The organism is Nocardia sp. Tas62D01, assembly GCF_055232035.1.
Window position 1 is genome coordinate 1106824 of record NZ_JBUYUZ010000001.1, and the last position, 23632, is coordinate 1130455.

The following is a 23632-nucleotide window of genomic DNA, read 5'->3' on the forward strand; positions in this document are numbered from 1 at the left end:
GCCCAAGTCTAACCTTTTGGATACGATACGATCAGTATTAAAAATAGTAGTGCTGAGGAGACTAATGATGGACATCGGTCGGGTGTGGCTGGTAACCGGCGCTTCGTCGGGATTCGGCTATGCGGTGAGTCGAGCGGTGGCGGCTTCCGGTGGTCGGGTGGTCGCGACGGCTCGCAATCCCTCGCGATCGCAGTCCTTGCAGGAACTGGCGGCAGCACATCCCGGTCGTGTCCTCGCCACACAGCTGGATGTCACCGACGAGGAGCAGGCACGGCGGGCAGTGGCGCAGACGATGAAGACGTTCGGCCGCCTGGATGTCGTGGTGAACAACGCCGGCTACGGGATATTCGGCGCAATAGAGGAGATCCCCGACAGCACGGTGCGCGAGATCTTCGAGACGAATGTGTTCGGCTCGCTGAACGTGATTCGCGCAGCTTTGCCCGTGTTGCGCGAGCAGAAACGCGGGCACATCGTGCAGATCTCGTCGGTGGCCGGTGTCGCCGCCCCCTCACCGGGATTGGGCGTCTATGCGGCTGCCAAGTTCACAGTCGAGGGCATGAACGAAGGCCTGGCCCGGGAAGTCGCCCACCTCGGCATTGATGTCACCATCGTCGAGCCGGGCATGTTCGGCACGAGTTTCGTTGCGGCGCTGGGCATCACGCCTGTGCGAAACCCTGATTACACCGCCAGTGTCGAGGCAGCGCGCAAGCGCCTGACCCAGCTCGACCCGAGCGCATACGGCGACCCCGACCAGGCAGCACAGCAGATCATCGCCGCTGTCGAGTCCGACACACCGCCGCTGCGGCTGCCGTTGGGGCTCGACGCCGTCAATGCAATCCGCGCCAAACTGACCAGCCAACTCACCGCATTGGACGAATGGGAGACCACCGTCGCGCCCGCCGGGTGACTCTCGCGTCGATCAGGGGTCCCAGTAGTCGCGGGGAAATTTTGGATGTTCATCACCGCCCCGACAAATATCACACCGTGGCACCCGAGCCGCACGCCTCATCAGCAGGCCGAACTGGCCTAATGCTTCTTCGACTGCCAGGAATCCTGCGCTTTCTTCAGGGCGGTCTTGGCGTCCGCCTCGCCCCTGATCACCGTGGCGATCTGGTCGACCAGTGTCTGCAGGTTCTGCGGAGCATAGGCGTCGTTCGGCCACGCCATGGGCTTCTTTCCTTGCAGCCCGGCCCGGATCAGGTCGACAGCCGTGGGGGTGGCAGCGGCATAGGCCGAAGAGTTCAGCACGCTGACGCGGTTGGGGTCGATAGCGGTGTTCGGTGCGGTCGTCTGCATCAGCATCGCGTCGACGCTCGTCACCCACTTGATGTACGACAACGCCACGGACTTGTTCTTCGAGGCAGTGGAGACACCGATGCCGTAACCGGTGTCCAGGGGGGTACGGCGTACCTTCTTGTCCCCGCCTAAAGGCAAAGCCACCACTCCCCACTTGCCGGCGACCTGCGACAAAGTGGGATCAGCGGAACGCAGGGCCAAACCCGTCCAGTTCTCGATCAATGCGACCTTGCCACTGAACCACGCGGTGTTGGCCGCATCCAACCCCACCTGCAAGGGTGTGGGCAGCGCATACGGATTGATGTTCACCAAATGCTCGACCGCGGCAATCGCGGCGTCACTGGTGAGATCCGGCCTGCCGGAGTCGTCGACCAGGCTGCCCCCGTACCCGACGAGCCGGTTGATGAAGGCGCAACCAAGGACGATCGGGTCCGGCTGCCCCTGCACCACAGCCCCGTAGTATGCACCGGCACCGCCTTGGGTTATCTTCTTCGCGGCGGCGTCGTACTCATCCCAGGTCGTCGGCGGCTGGAGATTGTACTTGTTGAACAGTTCCGTGTTGTAGTACACGAGTTGCTGGTCGCCGTCATACGGCAAGCCATAGCGTCGCTTGTTGTAGAGGGTGTACGGGTCGTAGATGGACGGCAGGTAATCCTTGGTGTCCAGGTCATCCTGCGAAGCTATCCAGTCCGTCAGGTCGACCAGAGCACCGGCCTCTGCCAGCGAACCCAGCCCGAAGTAGAGGTAGTCGAAAAGGTCGTATGCGCCCGCGCCGCTCTGTACGTCGCGAATCTGAGCATTGGTCACCTCGTTGTAGGCGGCAGCTGTCACCTCCAGCGTGCCGCCGGTCATCTGCTTCCAGGCCGGAGCCAGGACAGTCTGGTACACCCGCTGATGCGGGGTGTTGACCAGCGCTTTAAGGGTGACGCCGGCCGCATTCACCTCGCCGCCCGAGCCGGCCGTCTGGGCACCGGCGCAGGCGGGCACGGCAGACCCGACAGCCGCCAACCCGGCGAGGCCTGCGGCACCTTGAAGCAGACGCCGGCGCGACCACTCGCGAGCACCGGAGATACCGTCATGAGACCCGTTGGTCATTTTCTCCTCATTCGTGTCCAGTGAGGCAGTTGCCTCGATCCCGGGGCCGGCTGTTCCGCCCACCTCGGCATCGGCTGCAGGTCCTCCTGCAGCAATCGCCCTGCACCGTAACTCGCCGCCGTGCTGGGACAGGTCACTTGCCGTCACTTGCCTTCGAGAAGTACTGCCACAGCAGGCTATTGGCGTTCTCGGGCCTAACCCATTTCTGGAGCTTTCTTACTTTCTGGGCAGCGGTGATCGAGAGGCATCCTGCTACCGCCGTGCGTGCCGACGAGCCATGACATCGTTGCTCGATAGCTTCGAGGTGCTTTGCGCGTTATGCCTCGCCATCCGGATCGTCCGGTGCCTCGACCGTTTCGGCTGCCTCGACTTCAGCGATCGGCAGTGCTTGCGCGGTGTGTGACGATGCCAGCTTGCGCAACTCGGACGGGTCGATCGCAAGGTCCAGCGGGGGTGCAAGGTCCAGCGGGGGTATCGGTGTATCTCGTACCGCCAGAAACGTATCGAGGAGGGCGAGGCCGTCGACGGTCATGCCGGACGCCATGGACGACAGCTCGTCCTGCAGGATTTCCAGCCCCGGTGCTGTCTCGATTCCGGGCGATTCGGGATCGACCTGGCGCCATTGCACGGCGACCGTCCATGATGGGTCGCCGCAGGCCCACGCCCAGATGACGTCACGGACCACGGTGTGCCGCACTGTGTATACGCGGAAATGTTCCGAAGCGGATCCGGCCCGGTGTTCTATTTCATAGACCCACTCGTGACGGCGCGTTCGGATGTATGTCTCGTCCGCGCGCGCGACAACCAGAAACGGATCATCCGGGTCAGCGGCAGCGACCACGAAGTCCTCGAGCAGCGCGGCGGTGAGATAAGGCAGGGTCCTCCCGTCACCGACGGTCACGCGGACATCGACGTGCCCGCGGGGGTCGTACAGGTGCCCGGTCTCGACGTCGAGCACGGCGAGGTCGCGGTCCTTGGTCAGCTTCAACACGGCAAGCAGGTGCTGACCCCGGTTCGGTCCCCAGGTGCGCAACACAGCTCCGCGGGAATCCGCAACGGCCGCAACGAATCCGACGGCGCCACCGTTGCGGTTGATCTCGGCCACGAGGTCGTCGACGGCGGGCGGTGTCGCGCTGTCGTCCGGATCGACGCACATCTGCCGGTACCGTTCGAGCGCGTCGAGGGCGCTGTCGACTTCGCCGGCCGGTACCACCCCGAACTCGCACGTCACCGCCAGATCGGTCAGTAGCGCCCCGAATTCCGGAGTGGGGTGTACCTCGACGTTGTCGCCATCGAGTTCGGTGGTGGCGGCCAGGCTGATTTCCCCGTCTTTCCACCAGTACACCGCCGGGCCGATGGGCCGCGGTTCGCTGCGATGGGTGTGGGCAGCCACCTTGCCGAGCAGAATCATGGCCGTCAGCGCGTTCGGCCCGACGACCGGGTGCGCGTAAACGCTGCCCTCGTGGGATGTGACGAAAAGTGCTCCGTGCGTTCCGATTACCGGATAGTGGCCGAGCCACTGTGCGTGGGTGCTGGCGAAGTCCGAGCCGCTCAAGATGGCGAAGTAGGCATCGTTGTAGCCCCGCCACTCGATATCGAGGCGACCATTTGCGCGAGTGTTCGACTCGGCCAGGTCGAAGAGTGCGGGGGCGCCTATTTCCCAGTGGACGAGCATGTCAGGAGTGACGGCCACGGCGGTGAGAAGTTGACCGATCACCACCACCTGAATGATTCCCGGCGCGATGTTGCGGCGGATGATGTCGATGCCCGGGTCGGTGTCGGCCGCCGCGAACTGCGTCCTGAGCAGCCCGCGGACCGTGGCAAACTCGTTGGTGTCGAGCGGATCCGCGTACTCCATATCGACTTCTGCGAGGAACGTTCCGACGTAGTCGGTGATGAGCGCGGGCCACTGGTCGAGTGGCCGCTGGTCCAGGATACGGCGCAGGTTATCCAGCCACAGGATGTGCGGGCCGTCGCCGCGCGGACCGATGAACTGCACCTCGCCGACGTTGGTTGCCCGGCACGAGTAACCCATATGTTCGGCCGCCACGGTTACCAGCGAAATCAGCGGGTCCGGAGGCGAAATGGGCACTGCGTCTCCTGAAGCTCGGTGTCGCACCGACCCTAGGTGAACCGATCCGCACTGTCGGCACGGCTGTTGCCGTCCATGGGAGGCCGAACAATGTCTCACGACGCGGCCGGCTTCGCTCCCGCTACGGACCCTCAGTCGCTTTTGGGTCGGTGAGGTCGAAAGCTACTGGGGCGCCGGTCTTTTCCTGGACTTCGGCGGCGGTGACGCCCGGTGCGAGTTCGCGCACGACGAGGCCGTCGTCGGTGACGTCGAGAACGGCGAGGTCGGTGATGATCCGCGCCACGACACCTTTCCCGGTGTAGGGCAGGGTGTTCTCGACGAGGATCTTGTGGTCGCCGTTGCGTGCGGTGTGCTCCATGAGTACGACGACTCTGTCGGCGCCGTGCACGAGATCCATTGCGCCGCCCATGCCTTTGACAACTTTCCCGGGGATCATCCAGTTGCTGATGTCGCCGCGGGCGGAGACCTGCATGGCGCCGAGGACCGCGGCGTCGACCTTGCCGGAGCGGATCATGGCGAAGCTGGCCGCGGAGTCGAAGAAGCTGGCCCCCGCCCGAACCGTCACGGTCTCCTTGCCCGCGTTGATGAGATCGGGGTCTTCGTCGCCCTCGAACGGGTACGGGCCGGTGCCCAGGATCCCGTTTTCCGACTGCAGCATCACGGAGATATCGGGGTCGAGGTAGTTCGGTATCAGGGTCGGTAAGCCGATGCCGAGGTTGACGTAGTCGCCGTCGCGTAGTTCCAGCGCGGCGCGGGCGGCCATCTGCGCACGGGTCAGCGCCATCACCGGCTCCCTTCTGTTGAAGTGTGCTCGGGTGCGAGGCGGACAGTGCGGCGCTCGATGCTCTTGGTTTCGGCCTGCTCGGGCGTGAGAGCCACGATGCGCTGGACGTAGATGCCGGGTAGATGGACCTCGTCGGGGTCGATATCCCCTGGCTCGACAAGGTTCTCGACCTCGGCGATGGTGATTCGTCCCGCGGTCGCGCAGACCGGGTTGAAGTTGCGGGCCGCCTTGTTGAACACCAGATTGCCGTGCCGGTCGCCCTTCCACGCGCGGACAAGCGCGAAGTCGGTGCGAATGGCCTCCTCGAGGACGAACGTGTGGGTGACGCCGTCGACGGTGAATTCCGCGGTCGGTTTGGGTGCCGAGGTGGTGGCGACCCGCCCGTCGAGGTGGTGGCGCAGCGGCAGTCCACCGTCGGAGACCATGGTGCCGACGCCGGTGCGGGTGTAGAACGCGGCGATCCCGGAGCCGCCTGCCCGCAGTTTCTCGGCCAGACTGCCCTGCGGGGTGAGCTCGATCTCGACTTCGCCCTGCAGGTATTGGCGTTCGAGTTCTTTGTTCTCGCCTACATAGGAGGCCACCAGACGTCGGATTCGTTTGCTTTCCAACAGGATCGAGGTACCGATACCTTCGGTGCCGCAGTTGTTGGACACCACCGTGAGATCGCCCGCGCTGCCCCGATGGACTGCCTCGACCAGCACCTGGGGAATTCCGCACAGACCGAATCCGCCGACGGCGATCGAGGCACCGTCAGCGATGTCGGCTACCGCGGTGCTGGCGTCGTCGAAAACCTTGTTCATAGATGCACTCCTGCCGTGGTGAGGTCCACACGCGCCAGCACGAGCTCGGGATCGGCGTCGGCGGGGATGGTCGAGTACAAGAAGTCCGCGTCCGGGGCCTCGCCGTGACCGTGCCAGTACTGCGGCGACACCACAGCGCCGACCAAGGGACTGCCGAATACCTGGATGCGGTCTCGATCCAGCAGCGCCAGCGCCCATCGATAGTGCGAGACTGCGTTCGACAGTGGCGTGTAGGCCGCGAGATCGTCTGCCGGAACGCCTGTTTCGTCGGTGCGTGCGTCGAGCAGGACCAAGCTCACCGGCAGTTCGCTGAACCGCCGCAACCAGTCGGAGATGTAGATGGAGGCCGATTCGGCGTGGTCGGAGGAGATGGCGGGTGGGTCTTGATGTCCGGCGTCGTAGTGTGCCCGCACCAACCAGTGGACCGGAGACGGCACCTGCAGAACCAATGGCTGCTTGCTGGTTTCGGCCAGCACGGCGACGGTGGCGAAGACAGCGTCGGTGGCCTTGGTGTCGGTCAGCAGAGTCTTCAACGCGTACCCGACCCGGGAACGAGTTGCCATGGCCGCACCCAGGTCGGCCCGGGTTGCGAGGTGGCGTCGGTAGATCGCGCCCACGTCGGCCAGTGTGGCGTCCGGGGAGAGCAACGCTTGGGCAGTCCGGAAGTAGCCGGCGCACCGGGTGGGATCCTCCCAGGGCACGGCCGCACCGCCGAGCAGTCGATGGGATCCGTAGGCGGAGTGGTCGATCAGCAGCGCTGTCTGTCGGCCGGAGGGCGGGCTGGAGACCAGCGCATCGAATTCGGTGGGCATCGGAGTTCTTTCCTGACGTGCGTGCGGGACGGGCGCCGCGCGTGTGTGGGGCGCGCGGAGCCCGTCGTAGGGATGGTCAGCTGCGGCGGGTCACGGTCTCGCCGTGCTTGTCCTCCAGCTCCCGGACCCGCTGCTCGAGCCGGGCGATGGCCACTTCGCGGCGGTCGGGCATCATGATGATCGGCAGCTCACCCAGGGGCGCGGTGACCCGCTTGGGACCGTCGATATCGAACACCGTGGCGGTCATCTCGTCGGTGTCGTCACCCCAGGAGCCGTAGTAGAGCAGGTCCTGCGGCGGCTCGGCGGTTACCCACTCGTCGACGAACTCCTGGAACGGGCGACCACGGCGCAGCCGGTCGGCACGGATGTCGGCGCGGCGCGCGGTGGTGGCGGCGGTGTCGAGCACGAACGTGTCCGGGTCGTAGACGACGCCGAAGATGTCCTCGGCGACCGTGCGGCTGATCCGGTTCAGCTCGGCGTCGGTGATCACTGCCTCGGGTGCGCGTTCGAGCGGGTCACCGTATCCACCCCCGGCCCCCTGGGCAATCATGTACAACTCGCCGTCCTTGGCCAGGTCGAACTGCAGGCCCATGTGCGCGGTCTTGTACTTGCCGCCGTCGAAAGGCGTCTCGTTCATGACCTTCTCGATCGACAGATCGAATTTGCCGGGCTCGGAACCGATCACGTCGTAGACGTTGACGCCCTTGACCATCGCCAGCGGGTAGGTGCCGCACCCGTATCCGCCGAACAGGCCGTACACCGAGGAGAACTTCGCCCCGGAGGTCACGGTCATGAATCCCCATTGCGGGCTGCCCTCACTGGCGACGATCATCTCGTAACCCATGCCGCCGGTGAACTTGCCGAAGCCCATGTTGTCGCGGACCAGCCGCTTGGACACCAGCTGCATGAACGGCACTTCCTCCTCCATGACCTCCTGCTCGGCCATGTCGGCCATCGCGCAGAAGAGCGGGGATACGGCGTCCTCACCGTCGCGGAAAGGCAGTGCGCCACCGGGCATTCCGTTGAGATCGGCGCACAGGTTGCCGACCACGTCGCCGTGCTGGGTGACCCCGCCCCAGAGGAAGGTGTTGATCTGGTTGAACCACGGGGCAACCACGTTCGAGTGCTTCTGCGGCACCGAGAACTGCATTTTGGCCCAGCTGGACTGCAGCGCGGAGAACCCGCGGAAGGACGCCTGCAGCGACTGCCCCATCGGCGCGTCGTAGCTGGCATCGGCCCAGGTCCCCTCGTCGGAGATGATATCGATGCAGCTCATCGCCGACGTGCACCGCGGCAGGTCGGGCCACCAATGGCCGAGGATCGCCTGCATCATCATCGACTTCACCGAGCACAACGGCGAGTTCATCGCCCGGTTGAGGATTTCCGGGCCGGTGCCACGCAGATCGATGGTCATCTTGTCGCCCTTGACCGTGATCTTGCACGACATCTTGATGAGGATGTTCTCCTTCAGTGTGCTGTCCATGAACTGGTTGAAATGCACAGTCCCGTCGGGCAGATCGGTGATGCGGCGCCTGACCTCGGCGTCGACATCTTCGACCGTGGTGCGCAGCGCGGCGACGAACGCCGCGGTGCCGACCTCGTCGATCAGCTTGTGAATGCGTTCCATGATCCGGCGCACGGAGGCGATCTTGACCTTCATATCGGCGAGCTGCAGTTTGGGGTCGCGCACCGAATGTTGCAGGAACGTCAGCAGATCGCGGCGCAGGTGTCCCTTTTCGACGATCTTGAACGGACTCATGCGAAGGCCGTCGTCGAACGGTGTCTCCGACCCCGACGGCATGCCGCCCGGTTCGCAAGCGCCGTTTTCGCCCTCGTGAATGGTGGCGGCGATCCAGGCGATGAGCTCTCCGTCGCGGAACACCGGCATGATCATCGACTGGTCGGTGTTGTGGATATTGCCGAATCGGGCGTCGTTGTGGATGAACCCGTCACCCTCGTAGATTCCGACGGTGGGTTCGTCCTTCCAGTACTTCATGATGTACCGGATCGGATGGTGCAGGATCGCGGAGAACGCGATGACACCGTGGCAAGACAGATAGGACACGTCACCGGCGGCGGTGTAGATCGCCGTGGTCAGGTCGCCCCATTTCGCACCGGGCGCGGCGCCCTGGGCTTCGCACATCTCGTAGCCCTCGTCGAGCGCGCCGGCGATGCGTTTGCGGATGCGGTCGACCATGATCCGGTCCACGCCTTGGATGATGCAGAGTTCCTCGAAATCCGAACGCTCGGATATCTGGTGCGACCGCATGATTTGTGGGTCGGGGCCGAGGAACAACGTGGTTTCGTCCATGAAGTCGTTGACCCATTGCTGTTCCTGTGGGTTCAGCGCGTGGGTGCGGTGGTCATCGAGTGCAGTCATGTCGGTTCTCGTTTTCTCCTGAGTCGGTGGTCAGTCCTGTAGGAACCAGACGGCGCCCTGCGGAGTCGGCTCCAGCCGCCATCCGGGCTCGACGAGGAACGTGGTGTTCTCCGTCGTCACGATCGCCGGACCGGGGATGACGTGCTCGCTGGTCAGTGCGTCGGTGTTGTAGATGGCGGCCGCGACGGGTTCGGCGTTGTCGACCAGATGGATGAGCCGGTGGTCGATCGGATCGGGCACCCGGCGCGGAGTGTCGCCGGAATCGAGGGAATCGAATCGGACCGTGTCACCGTCGACGTAGGAGGCGACCCGGACCGTCTGGACCCGGATGCCTGCCTCCGGGGCGGCCGAACCGCGCCCGTAGCGCTGGTCATAAATCTCGGCGAAGGTGCGGATCATGTGCAGGACATCGCCGACACGGTGCATCCGACGCAGGTCCACCACGACCGCCGTGGTGACCAACTGGTTGCCGTAGCGCATGTCCATCTCGAGCCGGTACTCGACGTCATCGGGTGAGAAGCCCTGGCGGACAAGGTCTTCGCGGCCCAGCGCTTCCAATTCCTCGACAATGGCGTTGAATTCGGCATAGTCGCTGTAGAGGGTGCGGGTGGTGGCGTTGTACAGGACGGCATGGGTGCCGCGCTCGTGGAAGTGCAGCTGGCTCATGTTGCCCGCACCGCAGGCGGAGAACACCGAGGAGAACGGCGGAGCCAGGACCCGTTTGATGCCGGATTGCGCGGCGATGCCACAGGCGTGCAGCGGCCCGTTGCCGCCGTAGGCGAGCATGGTGAAGTCCTCGGGAAGGTAGCCGCGTACCCGCAATTCCTTGCCGATACCGATGGCCATCTGTTCGTCGACGCCACGCTTGATCTCCTTGGCTACGTCCAGCAAATCCATGTCGAGTTCGTCGCAGAGGTTCTCCTCGATGGCGAACACTGAGCGCTTGGGATTGAGCTGGATGTAGCCGTTGGCGTAGTTGTCCGGGTCGAGGTAACCCAGCAGCAGGTCGGCATCGGTCACCGTGGGTTGGAGCCCGCCGCGGTCATAACAGGCGGGTCCCGGGTTGGATCCCGCGGACTCGGGCCCGATCTTGATCGCATTGTGGATGCGGTCGAAGCTGGCGATCGATCCACCGCCGGCGCCGAGGGTGTCCAGATGCACCATCGGTACCGACACCAGCCACCGATCGATGGTCGGCATGAAGTCGTAGTGCTTCACCCCGCCCTCGGGCACCAGGCCGATGTCGAACGATGTGCCGCCCATGTCGGTGGAGATGACATGCCCCAACCCGGTTTGCCGGGACAGATGCTCGGCGGCTCCGACACCGGCGATGGGCCCGGAGTGGATGGTCTGCAGCGCGTCGGTGGAGTTCATCTGCGCCATGCCGCCGGAGTTGTGGATGACCAGCATCGGCTTGTCGTACCCGGATTCGCGCAGGTTGTCCGACAGCTGACTCAGCGCATGGAACATGATCTTGTGCAGGAAGCCGTCGACAATGGTCGAGGTAGCGCGCACGTACTCGCCCTTGCGACCGGACACCTGATGTCCCAGCAACACCGGGATGGCGCCGAGCTCATGGGCCGGGAACTCTTCCAGGATGATCTCCTGGATGGCGAGCTCGTGTTCCGGGTTCTCGGTCGCATTGGTCAGGCTGACGACCAGCGCCTCGACACCGACATCGACCAGCTGACGCACGACGGTGCGGACGTCCTGCGGATCCAGCGGTGCGACGATCCGACCTGCGGAATTGACCCGTTCCTTGACCGACCGGATGTATTTGCGTGGCACCAGCGGCTCGGGCCGCTCGGCACAGGTCAGGTTCTGCTGCAAGGAGTAGTCCAAGCCTTCGCCATAGCCGCGGCCACGGGAGAGCGGGATGGTGTCCTCGAACCCATGGGTGACAATGGCGCCGATCTTGGGCCCCTTGCGCTCGATGAGCGCGTTGGTGCCGAGCGTGGTGGCGTAGCGCACCGAGTCGACTTCCGCGAGTACGCTGCCGCGGTCGAGCTGGGCCCGTTTGCACGCCAGGTCGAGCGCTTCGTTGAACCCGAGCGCCAGATTGTGGTGGGTGGTCAAGGCTTTCGCTTCCACGTACGTGTCGTCCCAGACGAAGAAGCAGTCGGTGAAGGTGCCGCCGATGTCGACGGAGATGCGTTTCATGATCGTGTCGTCCCGTTCTGATGTCAGCGAATCCGGCCTGCGGCCTTGAGCTCGGCGGTGTACTTCTCGGCGTCCGGGCCGGACCCGTAATTGGCGACCAGCTCGGGATCGACGCCACGGGCTTGCCACTGCCGACGCAGCGCATCGACGTCGAACACCATGTCGACGGTCGGCGGGTGGCCCGGCGGCACGTATTCGGTCTCGATCTGCGTCGCGCAGCCCGGGCAGTAGTACTCGAGAATGCGGCAGTAGCCGGGATCTGGCGAGAAGGTGAACTCGTAGCGTTCCGGGTCGATGATCGGCTGGTGGATTTCGCGGGGATCGCGGTCGTAGACCAGCGTGCCCGGCTTGTAGTTGCCGTGCGCGTCGCCGAGGTCGTGTTCACACACCCGGCACACCCAGCGTTCGCTGTCCAAGTCGATGACCAGATATTCGGTCACGGGGACTCGCATGATGATGCCTTTCTTCGGTCGATGGACCGGGGTCAGTTGATGTCGGTGAGCAGCAGGTCGCCGTGGGAGGTGACGTCGAAGCGCCAGCCGTGCGGCACCCGGGCGGTGAAGAACGGACCTTCGACGATCCCCGGCCCGGCGGCGCGTGCGCCCGGCTGCTGCTCGGACAGGACGAAGACGGGTACGTCGTCGACCTGATCGGCCGCGGTGCGCACCGCACGGGTCCCGTTCGGGATGGCGGTCACCGCGGGCAGGTCCGCCGCGGGGTCCAGACGTGGGTGGCGCAGGGCTGCGACCACGTCCAGGCGCAGGGAAACCTGCTTGCCCGCGGCGCCGATCCGGTCGCCGCGCCTGTACGGCGTCATCGAGGACTGCTCGCCGGTTTCGTCCTCGACGATCAGTTGCCAGGTCTGCGTGCAGTCGGCGAGGTCGTAGCCCTCCTGGAACATGTCTCGCTCGGCGCGCACCAGCACCTGGTCGTAGGTGGCCGCGGCCTGCTCGGTTCCCGCGTCATCGACGAGCACCTCATAGGTCTTGCCGATATCGGAGAACCCGATGCCGAACGCGGAGAACACCGCCGCGGTCCGCGGAATCAGCACCTCGCGCACGCCTGCCAGGCGAGCCGCGCCTGCCGCGCTCATCGGGCCGGCACCGCCGAACGCGGCGAGCGTGGTGGTCTCGTCGGCCAACGCCGCGAACGAGTCCGCGATCGCGGCGAAATACGCCTGCTCCATACGGATGAGGGCTTCCCCGAGTCCGACTCCCAGCGGGGTGGCGATCGTGTCGGTGATCACCGCCCGCGCACGGTCGGCGTCGAGGCGAAGCTGGCCGTCCAAGTAGGTGTCCGGGTCCAGGACGCCGAGCAGCAGGTTGACGTCGGTGATCGTGGCTTCCTTGCCACCCAGCCCGAAGCAGGCCGGGCCGGGGGCGGCACCCACGCTGCGCGGCCCGACGATGATCTCGCCGCCGTGGACCGCGATGACCGAACTTCCCCCGATGCCGCTGGAGTGCACGTTGCTCATGGGGAACGAGATCGGTACGCCTTCGACGGCGCCGCGGCGGCTGGTGGAGATGGCACCGTTCTCGACGATCCCGACATCGGTGGTGGTGCCGCCGACATCCATCATCAGCACCCGCGCCAGACCGTAGCTGTCGGCCAGCGCGCGCGTGCCCTCCAGGCCGCCGCGCGGGCCCGAAGAGTAGGTCTTCAACGCCACCGCCTTCGCCACTCGCGACGACGCACCGTCGTTGCGGTAGACCAGCAGCGGATTGGTGATCTTCATGTCGCGCAGTCGGTGCTGGGCCTGGTACAGGAACCCCTCCATCACCGGATGCAGGAACGAGTTGAGAATGCTCGACCAGCCCCGTCGATCCCGGCTTCGGTCGGCGACCAAGTCCCAGCTGTAGAGCAGCGGCACCGATCCGAGGAGATGGCGCGGGAGCTTGCGCAGCAGGACCCGGCGCATCTGCTGTTCGGACCGCGGTGACTCGCCGATGACCACGATGCGCTCGGCGCCGTCGGTGGTCAGCCGGTTCACCGCCTGCACCAACTCGAACGCGAAGTCGTCGTCGGGCATCGACGGATCGACCACCGCGGTGCGGTCACCGATCAGGTCGTGGAACAGCGCCCGGGAGGACTGGTCGGCGCGGAACTCCGCGACAACGCCCTCGTCCTCGACGACCAGCCCGATCTTGGGGCCCTTTCGTTCGACCAACGCGTTGGTGCCCTGCGTGGTCGAGTAGCGGATGTGGTCGGTGTTATGCAGCAGTCGGTCGAGGTCGTGGTGGCCGTACACCTGAACGGACGCCTTGCCCAGACCGTCGAACAAGCACTGCGACAGGTCGAACGGCGTGGTCAGGGTCTTTGTGAAGGAGTACCCCGCACCGTTCCAGACACAGATGTCGGTCAGCGTGCCGCCGTTGTCGATGTTGATGAGGTGATCCATGCTCACTCCTGGATGCCGCCTTCCGGTGGCGAGCCGAACTGCTCGCGCTACGGAAGAATGCGGTGTGTCCCAGGACACGAAGGTGTCCCAATTTGAGTCAGTGTGGTTGCTCACCGTTTGACAGAATGGAGATGCAGGCCACAAACGGCGCAGCTGTTCGATGACGAACCAGGACACCCGCATGAACAACGCAGCAGATCGTCGCCTGGAGATCGCTGCCGCACGAGCCGACTTTCTGAACACCGGGACCCGGACATCCACTGTCCCCGATGTCATCGCAGCAAGCTGGCAGCGCAGCGTAGCGGCCGGAGTCTCCCATGAGGACTTCGTCCTGCCCTACTACAGCGACCTCGACATCGCCTCGCGGTTGGTCCGCTGTGCCGAGCCGGTCATCCACCGTCTCACCGAGGAGACCCACGACCTACCGCTGAGCATCGCGCTCACCGATAGCAAGGCGCGCGTGCTCAGCCGAACCGACACCGCCCGCACCATCGGGATCCTGCTCGAAAAGGTCTCGCTCACCAGTGGTTTCGGATGGGATGAGGGCGCCGCGGGCACCAACGGCATCGGGACTGTGCTGGAATCCGGGTCCTCTGTCTACATCGTCGGACCCGAGCATTTCAATGACGCGGTCCAACCGTTCGCCTGCGCAGGCGCCCCCGTCCGAGACCCGATCACGGGCCGGGTTCAGGGAGTCCTCGACATTTCTTGCCTTGCCGAGCATTCCACCCCGCTATTGCACTCACTGGTGCGCTCGGCGGCCGCGGAGATAGAACGCGGACTCATGCTGGACCACAGCCAGGCGCAGCAGGGCTTGTTCGACGCCTACGTCCGCGTCGACGCGCGCTCCAACAAAGCCGTCCTCGCCGTCGGCGCGAACATGGTGATGGCCAACGCGAAGGCTCAGCAACTGCTCGACCCGACGGATCAGCTGATGCTGCAGGACCACGCCCGGTTCATCCTCACCCACCGCGATGAGTTTCGCGACCAGATCGTCCTGGCCGGTGGCGAATGCGTCCACATCCACGCCACCCGCATCACCGTCGGCACGGAGGCCGTCGGCGTCATCCTGGTCATCACCCCCGCCCAGATCGATCGGCCGGGGCGGTGGATGCCTGCTACACCCCCGGCGACGCGCCACCCCTCCCCCGGGCGCCCACAACTGGCCGATACACCCGTCTACGACAGTCTCACGCCGGCCTGGCGCGCTGCCGCCGCCGATATCGACGCCGCATTCCAACGCGGTGACCACGTCCTCATCATGGGAGAAGACGGCAGCGGCAAAGCCACCCTGGCCACCGAAGTTCACGCTTCCTTGCACGGACCAGGCCACCGGCTGATCGTCGAGGCATCCGCGGTATCCCACGAGTCGATAACAGAAATCGACCAACGGCTCGAATCCGTCACGGATCCCACCCTCTGCATCGTCCACCACGGCGACGATGTCGACGACCGGCAAGCGGCCCACCTGCGGACCGCGCTCGCGTTGATCGGGCAATCCGGGAAAGCGGTCACCGTGGTCGTGACCCTGTCACAAACCACGCTGCCGACCGACGTCCCGTTCGCCGCGGTGCTCGCCGACTTCCAGGCAACCGTCACGGTGCCGCCGCTACGGCACCGAGCCGCCGACATCCCCGCCATCGTGACCCGTATCCTGCGTGAGTTGGCCCCGCACCGCGACATCACGGTGTCCCCGCAGGGTATGCGCCTGCTCGCCCGATACACCTGGCCCGGGAACATCCGCCAACTCCGCGACGCACTGCGGGAGACGCTGGAACACAAGCCTGTCGGCACCATCACCGAACGCGATCTCCCCGGCTACTGCTCCACCACCTCGCGCCGAAGCCTCACCCAAATCGAGGAAGCCGAGCGCGACACCATCCTCGCAGCGCTACGCGACAACCAGGGAAACCGGCTCAAGGCAGCACAATCACTCGGCCTGGCACGGTCTTCGCTCTACCGCAAACTCAAGCAATACGGGCTCACCACCGTATAGAACGACACCGTCTCGACCCCCCGTCCGAGTATGACCGCGGGGGTTTCCGGCAATCGGACATTCCCCCTTCGGGTCAGTGCCGATCATGGGGACATACTGTAACTTCACGGAACCTTGGGCCATTGCCGTTGACGGATTCCACGATTCCGACGTGGTCCGGTGCCCCATCGCCCTCCCAGCCGAAGATGATCATGTCGCCGAGTTGAGCGTTCGACGCGTTCGCCGCCAATCCCATCTTCTTGGCGTCGGATCAGATGCTGGGCACATAATTCTGGTTGGTCCAGTTGACCGTGGGTGCCCTTCTGCGATGGTGTACGAATGCGCAGAGATCGCGCGGTGACCGTCGAACGTAACCAGTTCAGCGCTCAGTTCTAGTTGTGGTGCATACCATACGCCGCGATTCGCTGAGGTGGACACTTTCTGGCGTCCAAGCGGGATTAAGCTTAGGTTGCTTACGGTATTTACCAGCTCAAACCATATATTGCGATCGGTTTGCGTCGGAGGATACGGTATATGACGACTCTGAATAGTGCCCTCTAGGAGACACGTAAGGCCCAAAACGCGCCGTTCCCCGAGGGCTGGTGTCTCAGACAGCGGTATACACTACGAGCTATGTCGCCGAACCAACTTCGAGCTCTGCCTGCCCGGCCTGAGAACCTCACGTCGATGGTGTTCGAGGCCATCCGGGACAGTATCGTCAATGCGACCCTCGCGCCGGGCAGCCGGATCAGTGAGGCATCGGTGGCTGCACAACTCAATGTCAGCAAGACGCCGGTACGCGAGGCATTACTGCGTCTGCGGCACATCGGGCTGGTGGAGGCGACGCAGAGCGGGCTGCGTGTCGTTCGGCCGTCGGTCAAAGCCATCCGCGACGCGTACGAGTTTCGGGCAGGTATCGAAGGGGTCGCCGGTCGCTACGCGGCAAACCGTGCCTCGACCGAGGAACACGAGCGCATCCTGTTGTTGGCGCATGCCTCGCTCGAGCACGCCAAGGAGCGGGACGGCGAGGGATTCCGGCGGTACGACAGGGAGTTTCACCAGGCGATCGCCGCCGCGACCCGCAATGTGATCTTGTTGCAGTCGATCGAGGACTCGCTTGTGCTCACCTCCGCTTTGCGTGAGCGCGACGTTGCGCCCTCAGGGGACTCCGTGTCCTGCGCGCAGGAACACGTCGCCGTAGCGGAAGCCATCCGGGCCGGCAATCCCGATGTAGCGAGCAGAGCACTTACCGAACACATCCACCACGTCATGTCTCTCGTACTCTCCGCACGACCGGTGACTGCCGAGCCTGGAGGCGCGGAGACCGCGTCCGTCAGCGCGGAAGAGACAGCCTGAGCGCACCCGGCCCGTGGAGGTCCGCCGATGGCCGCAGTGACAGGCACGCGAGGTATGGCGGCACATGTGGAGCGGGGTCCCACTTGACATGGAGTGCACTCCAGGTCGTAGCTTCGAATATCGGTAACCATTACCGGACCTGCCGCAAGACCACCGCGTCCGGCGTGCTGAAGGAGGAGATCCCCGCATGATCCCGACCAGGAAACTCGGCGAGCTGACCGTGGGTGCACAAGGGCTCGGCTGCATGGGTATGAGCCAGTCCTACGGCGTGCGCGACAACGACGACGAGTCCATCGCGACCATCCACCGCGCGCTCGACCTGGGCGTGACGATGCTCGACACCGCCAACGTCTATGGGCCCGAAACCAACGAGCGATTGGTCGGGCGTGCTATCGCCGATCGCCGCGACCAGGTGGTGCTCGCGACCAAGTTCGGCATCGTGTGGGGCGAGGGCGGTGTCATGGAGTCTCGCGGCGACGCCGGTTACGTCAAACAGAGCTGCGACGAGTCGCTGGCCCGGCTCCGTGTCGACCATATCGACCTCTACTACCAGCATCGTGTGGATCCGAACGTTCCCATCGAGGAGACCTGGGGCGCCCTGTCCGAACTGGTTGCCGCGGGCAAGGTTCGCTACCTCGGCATCTCCGAGGCATCGGCGGCGACGATCCGCCGCGCGCACGCCGTGCACCCGGTGACCGCGTTGCAGAGCGAGTGGTCGCTGTGGACCCGGGAGATCGAGGCCGAGGTGCTGCCGACCTGTCGCGCGCTGGGTATCGGCATCGTGCCCTTCTCTCCGCTCGGTCGCGGCTTCCTGACCGGAGCGATCACATCCACCGCCGAGTTGCCTGCCGACGACATGCGCCGCCGTCTGCCGCGGTTCGCCGAGGACAACCTGGACCGCAACCTCGCCATCGTCGCCGCCCTGCGCGAGCTGGCCACCGAAAAGGGCATCACCGCCGGTCAATTGGCGCTGGCGTGGGTCCAGAGCCAGGGCGAGGACGTGGTCCCCATCCCCGGCACCAAGCGCCGGACGTACCTCGAGGAAAACGTCGCAGCCGTCGACATCACACTGACCGCCGACGATCTCGCCCGCATCGATGCCACCGCTCCCGCCGGCACTTTCGCGGGCGCGCGTTACCCGGAGCATCTCTCCCGGGCCGTGGGTCGCTGACCCGGGGACCTGTCCCCGAACCGTGACGTCGACACCGTACTAAAACGGTCCCGCGCCAATGGATCTCGAAGCGCGGGACCGCTTGCTGATCGTGACCAGGGACTGTTCGTCAAACCCGCGCCGAAGCCGTTACGCCGCAGTTCCGGCCGTAAGCCGGGCGGACAGCCCGGCCGGAATGGGCGCCATCGACCCGGACGAACTCGCCACCATCAGCGGGCGAAAACCCCAGTAGTGCTGCGGATGTTTCCCGAACTCGCCGCCCGGCATCGCCCCAAACGGACCGGCACCGCCAAACAACAGCGCGAACGCGCCCGCCGCAACGGCGACTACAAGCGGCGGGCGTGGGGCAACCCCGAACTCGTAGAGCAGGCCGAGCGCGTCGCGGGCCACGTCCCAAACATGTATCAGGTGCCCTGATATTCGTGGGTTATGACTACACCACATGATTTCGAATTCGAAGCCGTCTACCAAGGCAAAGGCGGCCCGTTCGGGCCGGGCGTCAAACCGCCGTGGAGCATCGGGGAACCCCAGCCGGAACTCGCTGCCCTGATCGAACAGGGCAAATTCCATGGCGATGTCCTCGACGTCGGATGCGGAGAGGCGGCGATCTCGCTGCATCTGGCCGAGCGGGGCTACACCACCGTGGGACTGGATCTGTCGCCGACCGCGGTCGAGCTGGCCCGCGCCGAGGCCACCCGGCGCGGCCTGGTCAACGCCTCCTTCGAGGTCGCCGACATCACCGCCTTCACCGGCTACGACGGCCGCTTCGGCACCATCGTCGACAGCACGCTGTTTCATTCGATCCCGGTCGAGTCGCGGGAGGGCTATCAGCAGTCGATTGTGCGCGCCGCCGCGCCCGGCGCGTCGTATTTCGCGCTGGTGTTCGACCGGGCCGCCCTGCCCGAAGTGCCCGAACCGGGGCCATCGCCCGTCACCGCCGACGAGCTTCGTGAGGCGGTGTCGAAGTACTGGGTGATCGATGAGATCAGGCCGGCGCGAATCCATGGCAACCTGCCTGCGGACTTGCCTGCGGACCTGGGATTTCGGTTCGAGGGCATACGCGACGAGCCCAACGGCCGCAAGTCGGTTCCGGCTTGGCTGCTGTCGGCCCATCTGGGCTGATCTCTCGATCGCGGGGTTGCATTGCCCGGGCAGGAGGCATCGTCAGACATCGAAGTGCCCGGGCTCCCCCCATTACCGTCTGCCCTGAGCTTCACCAGCTCGATCGACTCATCGCGGGAAGCGGCCTGTCAGGCCGCGTCGCTCTTCTCGAATCGGGCGACAAACCGTAACTCGAGTGCGTGAGCCAGCCTGTCGAGCATGCCGATAGTGGGCGTGCCGCCACCGGATTCGAGCCGCAAAACATCCGGCTGGCGTAGTCCGGCACGCTCGGCCAGCTGCGTCTGCGTCAGTCCGAGTTCCAAGCGACGTTCGCGTATAGCATTGGCGAACTCGATGGCTAGTCGCGCCTCTTCGCGGCCGGCGTTGTACTCGGCGGCGTTGAAATCGGAACGATCGACTCGTTCCCGCCGCAGGTCGTCCATGACTTGTGGTCAGCCATCGCTGGTTACAAGTTGAATCTGGACCTCATCGCGGAGCACTACGACGACCTGCTGCGCCTGGCTGGGTCGCTGAAGTTCGGACACGCTACCGCGTCGCTGCTGGTCGGCAAGCTGTCCGCGTCCGGCCGCCAGAACGCCCTCGCTGCGGCGCTCAAGGAGTACGGGGCGCTACGCCGCACGATCTACGCCGCGAAATACCTGTCGGATCCGGACTATCGGCGGCGCATCGCCCGCCAGCTCAACAAGGGCGAATCCCTGCACGCCCTGCGCCGAGACCTCCTGTATGCCCACGAGGGCATGATCCGCGCGAGGCACCTGGAGGGCCAGACCGAGCAGGCATGGTGCCTGACCTTCGCCGCGAACGCGGTAATCGCTTGGACCACAGAGTATTACGGGCTCGCGGTGGAGCAGATGCGCCGCACGGGGCGGCGCATCGACGACGAGGTGCTGGCGCACATCTCCCCGGCCACAGCGAGAACATCAACTTCTTCGGGGCGATCGAGGTCGACATCGACGCCGAACTCGCCCAGCTCGGCCCCACCGGCTACCGGCCGCTGCGGGTCCGCGACACGCTGTTCTAATCCGGGTCCGGGGACTATCGCTGCGAGATTGAACGCTAAGGATTCGCCCTGCTGATGAGCCCCGACGTCGCCGCGTGGACTGGATGTGCCGAGATTCCGACACCTTGTCGGGTCTGCGCTCCTCGTTTTTGCCGTTGCCGCTCTCACGCGATTCCGCTGTCGCTAGCCTTCTGGCCATGGGCGGCGATGATGCATCGAGCTTTGGCTATCCCTTGATGATCGCCATCAATGCTGCGGTGAAGGGCGCGGGGTCTAAGTCGCCGCGGATGGCCAACTGCTGGTTGTAACTGCTGCAGAGCGCTACAAACGCTTCGGCGATCTGTCCGGCATCCCGACGTCGGCGGTCGGGCACCAACTCGGCGACCGCAGCCCGCATGGCGGCGAGCTGTTGTTGGACAACGGCCGCCAGCGGCGGCGACACAGCTGCTTCGGCGTAGATCTGGGCTACCAGCCGAGCGTGGTCCGTCTCACGCGCCAGGGCGCGCACGTGTTCGAGAAAACCGTCGACGGCCTCGACGGTGAGCGCCTGCGGCAGAGCTTCGCCTGCCTGCTCGCAGACGGCGACGACGATCTCGTCCTTACTGGTGAAGTACCGGTAGATGGCTCCGTTGGAGAGCCCAGACTCGGTGACGATGTCGGCCATGGACGTGTGGGCGAAGCCGTGGCTGGCGAACCGCGCGCGGGCGGCGTCCACGATCTGCTGACGGCGGGCGTCGAGGTGCGCTTGACTGACCTTGGGCATAAAAAGAGTGACCCCTCGATTTTCTTGATACTGTCGTGGAGTCTACCTCGCAACACCAGCTTTCAGGAGCCGCCATGCGCTACCAGACCTTCGGCCGACTGACCGGACTGCGAATGTCGGAGTACGCGCTGGGGACGGCGAACTTCGCCACATCGGACGCCGGCGCCGGTCCCGAGGGCTCGCGGCAGATCTTCGAGGCCTTCGTCGGCGCCGGCGGCACCACGTTCGATACGTCCAACCTCTACCAGGACGGACAGGCCGAAACCGTGCTCGGTGGGCTACTCAGTGGCCAACGGGACGACTTCGTGGTGATCACCAAGTACAGCGGGACCAGGCAGGCCCGGCCCCGCCCCGGCACCACCGGTAACGGCCGCAAGGTCATGGTCCGTTCTCTGGAGGCGAGTCTGCGCCGTCTGGACACCGACTACGTAGACGTCTTCATGCCGCATTTTCCCGACGGGACGACCCCGATCGAGGAGATCCTGGCCGGGTTCGACGACCTGATCCGCTCCGGCAAGATCCTTCACGGCGGGCTATCCAACTTCCCAGCCTGGCGGGTCGCCGGCGCCGCGGTCCGGGCGGACCTGCGCGGTCTGGCCCCGCTGGTCGGCATTCAGACCGAATACAGCCTGGCCGAACGATCCGCCGAGCGGGAGCTGCTGCCAATGGCCCAGGCCCACGGTCTGGGCGTGGTCCTGTACTCCCCGTTGGCCGGAGGGCTGCTCACCGGCAAGTACCGACAGGGCGGGCAGGGCCGGCTCAGTGCTCGCGGCGACGCGATCGAAGGCACCGCACAGCGCACCGCCGTCGTTAACGCCGTCCTGGCGATCGCCGACGAGGTCGGCGCCAGCGCAGTCCAGGTCTCCCTGGCCTGGCTGCGTCGCCGGGCCGCACTCGCGCAGACGGCATTGATCCCGATCGTCGGCCCCCGCTCCCTGATGCACCTGGAGGAATACCTCAGGTCTCTCCACCTCGAACTCAGCGACCAGCACTACCAACGTCTGGACGAGGTCAGCGCGGTACGCCTGGGAACCCCGCACGAGGACGTCGCGGCCGCGCTGAGCCACGGCTTCGACGGCGACCGCACGCTGCTCGAACCTCCCTCTGTTCCCGCCATCTGATCACCGCTCGAATTATGGTTCGCCGTTCTCCGGACCCATCCACTGCTACGGGCGCACATTGCAAGGAACGCCAGCGAACATCTGCGTGGATGCGAGCCTGACGCCCGAGCACGTCCCCCGGTGATGAGTACCGCCCGGCCGTGCAGGGTGTTCGTCTTTTCCATGCTCGGGACGCTAAACCGTGACCCCGGGGTCAAGGTCAAGGGCGGAAGGACGATGGGCGCCGGCTCCGAACACCGTCGAATCCGAGTTCGCCGCTATCCCGTCCGCAGCGCAGGCACCATCAAGGCGATCCCGGTAGACACCACCGAAATACGGACCCAACTCGAACAGGTCATACAGGTCACCGTCGAGGGCTTTCGCGAAGAGAACGATCCGAGTTACACCTGAAGCACCTGCCTGGTCTCCTCGAGCACCACTGCCGTCGCTACAACGGTTGCGACGATTGACAGGGCGACGGCCCGACGACGAGGGTGATCTGCCCGAATCTGGCTGTCATCGCATGCGTTGTCAGGGCGCGGGTGGAATCGGTGAGCTGAACTTGTCCCGCGGCAGGTGGTAGCCGACGATTCCGGAGCTGGCCTGCAAGGCCTACAGCTCCGGCGGAAACCGTGCCTGGCTGCATTGGCGCGGTATAAAGGCCACCATCCCCCCACCAAGGCTGACCAGGAACGGTCCACCTGGCGCAAGACCGCCGAGGAGATCCTCGATTCCCTCGGCAAATATCTTCAACGAATCTCAGATGCAGGTCGCTAGTCCCGGCAAGCCCGCCCAACGCGGAGATCCGCTCGTGATCACCAGCGGAAGCAGCGGTTGTCCGGGTGGCCCGGGCCGTCGTGCTCGTCGTTGTGCCAGTTGCCGTCGCGCGTGCAGTGCGGGTCGTGCGGCGGGTCGCGCGGCGGCTGGTCGCGGACGACGTTTGTGTGCGCGTATGCGACGGTCGGCGACGTTGCTGCGCTCGCCGTTCCGGCGGCCACAGTGCCCGCGGCCGCGACTGCGAAGACGACAGCCAGGATCTTTCTCGTCATATGAACTCCTCGATTGCTGCTGCGCCAGAATCGGCGCCGGGCCCAACGATACGGGTCGATGCCGACGGAACGCGGCATGCCAGCGTTTTCACAGCAAACTATGAGAGCACTTTGAGGGCACCGTGTCTGCGACAGTGATCTGCTCCACCGCTGGACGCACGGTGTGACCGCAGCGGACAACAGTATCCGTCGCCAAGGCCGCCCAACGCGGAGCCCACGCCCGTTACCAGCTTGTCAACCACCATGTATGTTCGGTTTCGTACGCGGGTGGTGAGTGCG

At 65.1% G+C, this 23632-nt stretch carries 21 protein-coding genes and 1 pseudogene; 9 read left to right on the plus strand and 13 right to left on the minus strand.

The annotated features are described in order from the left end of the window. Window positions 1–67 precede the first annotated feature (67 nt). Window positions 68–907, plus strand: coding sequence for an SDR family NAD(P)-dependent oxidoreductase (locus tag ACV7NQ_RS05505; RefSeq protein ID WP_463358612.1), 840 nt, complete (start codon window positions 68–70; stop codon window positions 905–907). 119 nt (window positions 908–1026) lie between these two features. Here ACV7NQ_RS05505 and ACV7NQ_RS05510 read toward each other — a convergent pair whose 3' ends face one another. The 9 genes from ACV7NQ_RS05510 to ACV7NQ_RS05550 all read right to left on the minus strand — a co-directional run bounded on the left by ACV7NQ_RS05510 (window position 1027) and on the right by ACV7NQ_RS05550 (window position 13817). Next, on the minus strand, window positions 1027–2391 hold the full coding sequence (locus tag ACV7NQ_RS05510) for an ABC transporter substrate-binding protein (RefSeq protein WP_463358613.1): 1365 nt from the start codon (window positions 2389–2391) through the stop codon (window positions 1027–1029). Between the two features lie 316 nt (window positions 2392–2707). Beyond that, the gene (locus ACV7NQ_RS05515; protein WP_463358614.1) at window positions 2708–4483 is read right to left on the minus strand and encodes a hypothetical protein; all 1776 of its coding nucleotides are present in this window, start codon (window positions 4481–4483) and stop codon (window positions 2708–2710) included. A gap of 121 nt (window positions 4484–4604) precedes the next feature. Next, window positions 4605–5267, minus strand: coding sequence for a 3-oxoacid CoA-transferase subunit B (locus ACV7NQ_RS05520; RefSeq protein ID WP_463358615.1), 663 nt, complete (start codon window positions 5265–5267; stop codon window positions 4605–4607). Further along, window positions 5267–6067, minus strand: a complete 801-nt coding sequence (locus tag ACV7NQ_RS05525) for a CoA transferase subunit A (RefSeq protein WP_463358616.1) — start codon at window positions 6065–6067, stop codon at window positions 5267–5269. Before ACV7NQ_RS05525 ends, ACV7NQ_RS05520 begins: the two co-directional genes overlap by 1 nt. Next, window positions 6064–6879 (minus strand): hypothetical protein, encoded by an 816-nt coding sequence (locus ACV7NQ_RS05530; protein ID WP_463358617.1) that lies wholly within the window; start codon window positions 6877–6879, stop codon window positions 6064–6066. The genes ACV7NQ_RS05525 and ACV7NQ_RS05530 overlap by 4 nt, the downstream gene beginning before the upstream one ends. Before the next feature lie 76 nt (window positions 6880–6955). Continuing rightward, a complete protein-coding gene (locus tag ACV7NQ_RS05535) occupies window positions 6956–9259 on the minus strand; it encodes a hydantoinase B/oxoprolinase family protein (RefSeq protein ID WP_463358618.1) in 2304 nt (767 codons plus the stop codon). A 30-nt stretch (window positions 9260–9289) separates the two neighbouring features. Further along, complete coding sequence (locus tag ACV7NQ_RS05540; protein WP_463358619.1) at window positions 9290–11419, minus strand: hydantoinase/oxoprolinase family protein; 2130 nt, start codon at window positions 11417–11419, stop codon at window positions 9290–9292. A gap of 23 nt (window positions 11420–11442) precedes the next feature. Beyond that, window positions 11443–11871 (minus strand): acetone carboxylase subunit gamma, encoded by a 429-nt coding sequence (locus ACV7NQ_RS05545; protein WP_463358620.1) that lies wholly within the window; start codon window positions 11869–11871, stop codon window positions 11443–11445. 32 nt (window positions 11872–11903) lie between these two features. After that, window positions 11904–13817: a hydantoinase/oxoprolinase family protein gene (locus tag ACV7NQ_RS05550; RefSeq protein ID WP_463358621.1), complete on the minus strand. Its 1914-nt coding sequence runs from the start codon at window positions 13815–13817 to the stop codon at window positions 11904–11906. Window positions 13818–13998: 181 nt separating this feature from the next. Here ACV7NQ_RS05550 and ACV7NQ_RS05555 point away from each other — a divergent pair, with 181 nt between their 5' ends. After that, on the plus strand, window positions 13999–15813 hold the full coding sequence (locus ACV7NQ_RS05555; protein WP_463358622.1) for a sigma-54-dependent Fis family transcriptional regulator: 1815 nt from the start codon (window positions 13999–14001) through the stop codon (window positions 15811–15813). 73 nt (window positions 15814–15886) lie between these two features. Here the strand turns inward: ACV7NQ_RS05555 and ACV7NQ_RS05560 are convergent, their stop codons facing one another. Next, the gene (locus ACV7NQ_RS05560; protein ID WP_463358623.1) at window positions 15887–16048 is read right to left on the minus strand and encodes a CHAP domain-containing protein; all 162 of its coding nucleotides are present in this window, start codon (window positions 16046–16048) and stop codon (window positions 15887–15889) included. A gap of 431 nt (window positions 16049–16479) precedes the next feature. Here ACV7NQ_RS05560 and ACV7NQ_RS05565 point away from each other — a divergent pair, with 431 nt between their 5' ends. From ACV7NQ_RS05565 to ACV7NQ_RS05580, 4 genes are all read left to right on the plus strand, one after another. Beyond that, window positions 16480–17148, plus strand: a complete 669-nt coding sequence (locus tag ACV7NQ_RS05565; RefSeq protein WP_463358624.1) for a GntR family transcriptional regulator — start codon at window positions 16480–16482, stop codon at window positions 17146–17148. A gap of 187 nt (window positions 17149–17335) precedes the next feature. Further along, window positions 17336–18319 carry an aldo/keto reductase gene (locus ACV7NQ_RS05570; protein WP_463358625.1) on the plus strand — a complete coding sequence of 328 codons (984 nt, stop codon included), beginning with the start codon at window positions 17336–17338 and terminating at the stop codon, window positions 18317–18319. 240 nt (window positions 18320–18559) lie between these two features. After that, entirely contained in the window at window positions 18560–18736 is a 177-nt protein-coding gene (locus tag ACV7NQ_RS05575; RefSeq protein WP_463358626.1) for a hypothetical protein, read from the plus strand. Between the two features lie 12 nt (window positions 18737–18748). Further along, the gene (locus ACV7NQ_RS05580) at window positions 18749–19441 is read left to right on the plus strand and encodes a class I SAM-dependent methyltransferase (protein WP_463358627.1); all 693 of its coding nucleotides are present in this window, start codon (window positions 18749–18751) and stop codon (window positions 19439–19441) included. Window positions 19442–19569: 128 nt separating this feature from the next. Here the strand turns inward: ACV7NQ_RS05580 and ACV7NQ_RS05585 are convergent, their stop codons facing one another. Next, a complete protein-coding gene (locus ACV7NQ_RS05585; protein WP_463358628.1) occupies window positions 19570–19863 on the minus strand; it encodes a helix-turn-helix domain-containing protein in 294 nt (97 codons plus the stop codon). A gap of 27 nt (window positions 19864–19890) precedes the next feature. On the opposite strand from ACV7NQ_RS05585, the pseudogene ACV7NQ_RS05590 reads away from it, so the two are divergent. Next, window positions 19891–20462: pseudogene (locus tag ACV7NQ_RS05590) on the plus strand (Tn3 family transposase); the annotation flags it as partial. 205 nt (window positions 20463–20667) lie between these two features. Here ACV7NQ_RS05590 and ACV7NQ_RS05595 read toward each other — a convergent pair. Next, window positions 20668–21204, minus strand: a complete 537-nt coding sequence (locus ACV7NQ_RS05595; RefSeq protein ID WP_463358629.1) for a TetR/AcrR family transcriptional regulator — start codon at window positions 21202–21204, stop codon at window positions 20668–20670. A gap of 74 nt (window positions 21205–21278) precedes the next feature. Here ACV7NQ_RS05595 and ACV7NQ_RS05600 point away from each other — a divergent pair, with 74 nt between their 5' ends. Both ACV7NQ_RS05600 and ACV7NQ_RS05605 read left to right on the plus strand, forming a co-directional pair. After that, entirely contained in the window at window positions 21279–22325 is a 1047-nt protein-coding gene (locus ACV7NQ_RS05600) for an aldo/keto reductase (protein ID WP_463358630.1), read from the plus strand. Window positions 22326–22487: 162 nt separating this feature from the next. Next, window positions 22488–22715: a hypothetical protein gene (locus tag ACV7NQ_RS05605; RefSeq protein ID WP_463358631.1), complete on the plus strand. Its 228-nt coding sequence runs from the start codon at window positions 22488–22490 to the stop codon at window positions 22713–22715. Between the two features lie 404 nt (window positions 22716–23119). On the opposite strand, the gene ACV7NQ_RS05610 is transcribed toward ACV7NQ_RS05605, so the two are convergent. Further along, window positions 23120–23353 carry a hypothetical protein gene (locus tag ACV7NQ_RS05610; RefSeq protein WP_463358632.1) on the minus strand — a complete coding sequence of 78 codons (234 nt, stop codon included), beginning with the start codon at window positions 23351–23353 and terminating at the stop codon, window positions 23120–23122. Window positions 23354–23632: the final 279 nt, after the last annotated feature.

Coding starts and splice junctions, on each gene's coding strand:
- ACV7NQ_RS05505 (WP_463358612.1), top strand. CDS start 68: ATGGACATCGGTCGGGTGTGGCTGGTAACCGGCGCTTCGTCGGGATTC.
- ACV7NQ_RS05510 (WP_463358613.1), bottom strand. CDS start 2,391: ATGACCAACGGGTCTCATGACGGTATCTCCGGTGCTCGCGAGTGGTCG.
- ACV7NQ_RS05520 (WP_463358615.1), bottom strand. CDS start 5,267: ATGGCGCTGACCCGTGCGCAGATGGCCGCCCGCGCCGCGCTGGAACTA.
- ACV7NQ_RS05525 (WP_463358616.1), bottom strand. CDS start 6,067: ATGAACAAGGTTTTCGACGACGCCAGCACCGCGGTAGCCGACATCGCT.
- ACV7NQ_RS05530 (WP_463358617.1), bottom strand. CDS start 6,879: ATGCCCACCGAATTCGATGCGCTGGTCTCCAGCCCGCCCTCCGGCCGA.
- ACV7NQ_RS05535 (WP_463358618.1), bottom strand. CDS start 9,259: ATGACTGCACTCGATGACCACCGCACCCACGCGCTGAACCCACAGGAA.
- ACV7NQ_RS05540 (WP_463358619.1), bottom strand. CDS start 11,419: ATGAAACGCATCTCCGTCGACATCGGCGGCACCTTCACCGACTGCTTC.
- ACV7NQ_RS05545 (WP_463358620.1), bottom strand. CDS start 11,871: ATGCGAGTCCCCGTGACCGAATATCTGGTCATCGACTTGGACAGCGAA.
- ACV7NQ_RS05550 (WP_463358621.1), bottom strand. CDS start 13,817: ATGGATCACCTCATCAACATCGACAACGGCGGCACGCTGACCGACATC.
- ACV7NQ_RS05555 (WP_463358622.1), top strand. CDS start 13,999: ATGAACAACGCAGCAGATCGTCGCCTGGAGATCGCTGCCGCACGAGCC.
- ACV7NQ_RS05560 (WP_463358623.1), bottom strand. CDS start 16,048: ATGGGATTGGCGGCGAACGCGTCGAACGCTCAACTCGGCGACATGATC.
- ACV7NQ_RS05565 (WP_463358624.1), top strand. CDS start 16,480: ATGGTGTTCGAGGCCATCCGGGACAGTATCGTCAATGCGACCCTCGCG.
- ACV7NQ_RS05570 (WP_463358625.1), top strand. CDS start 17,336: ATGATCCCGACCAGGAAACTCGGCGAGCTGACCGTGGGTGCACAAGGG.
- ACV7NQ_RS05575 (WP_463358626.1), top strand. CDS start 18,560: ATGTTTCCCGAACTCGCCGCCCGGCATCGCCCCAAACGGACCGGCACC.
- ACV7NQ_RS05580 (WP_463358627.1), top strand. CDS start 18,749: ATGACTACACCACATGATTTCGAATTCGAAGCCGTCTACCAAGGCAAA.
- ACV7NQ_RS05585 (WP_463358628.1), bottom strand. CDS start 19,863: ATGGACGACCTGCGGCGGGAACGAGTCGATCGTTCCGATTTCAACGCC.
- ACV7NQ_RS05595 (WP_463358629.1), bottom strand. CDS start 21,204: ATGCCCAAGGTCAGTCAAGCGCACCTCGACGCCCGCCGTCAGCAGATC.
- ACV7NQ_RS05600 (WP_463358630.1), top strand. CDS start 21,279: ATGCGCTACCAGACCTTCGGCCGACTGACCGGACTGCGAATGTCGGAG.
- ACV7NQ_RS05605 (WP_463358631.1), top strand. CDS start 22,488: ATGCTCGGGACGCTAAACCGTGACCCCGGGGTCAAGGTCAAGGGCGGA.
- ACV7NQ_RS05610 (WP_463358632.1), bottom strand. CDS start 23,353: ATGACGAGAAAGATCCTGGCTGTCGTCTTCGCAGTCGCGGCCGCGGGC.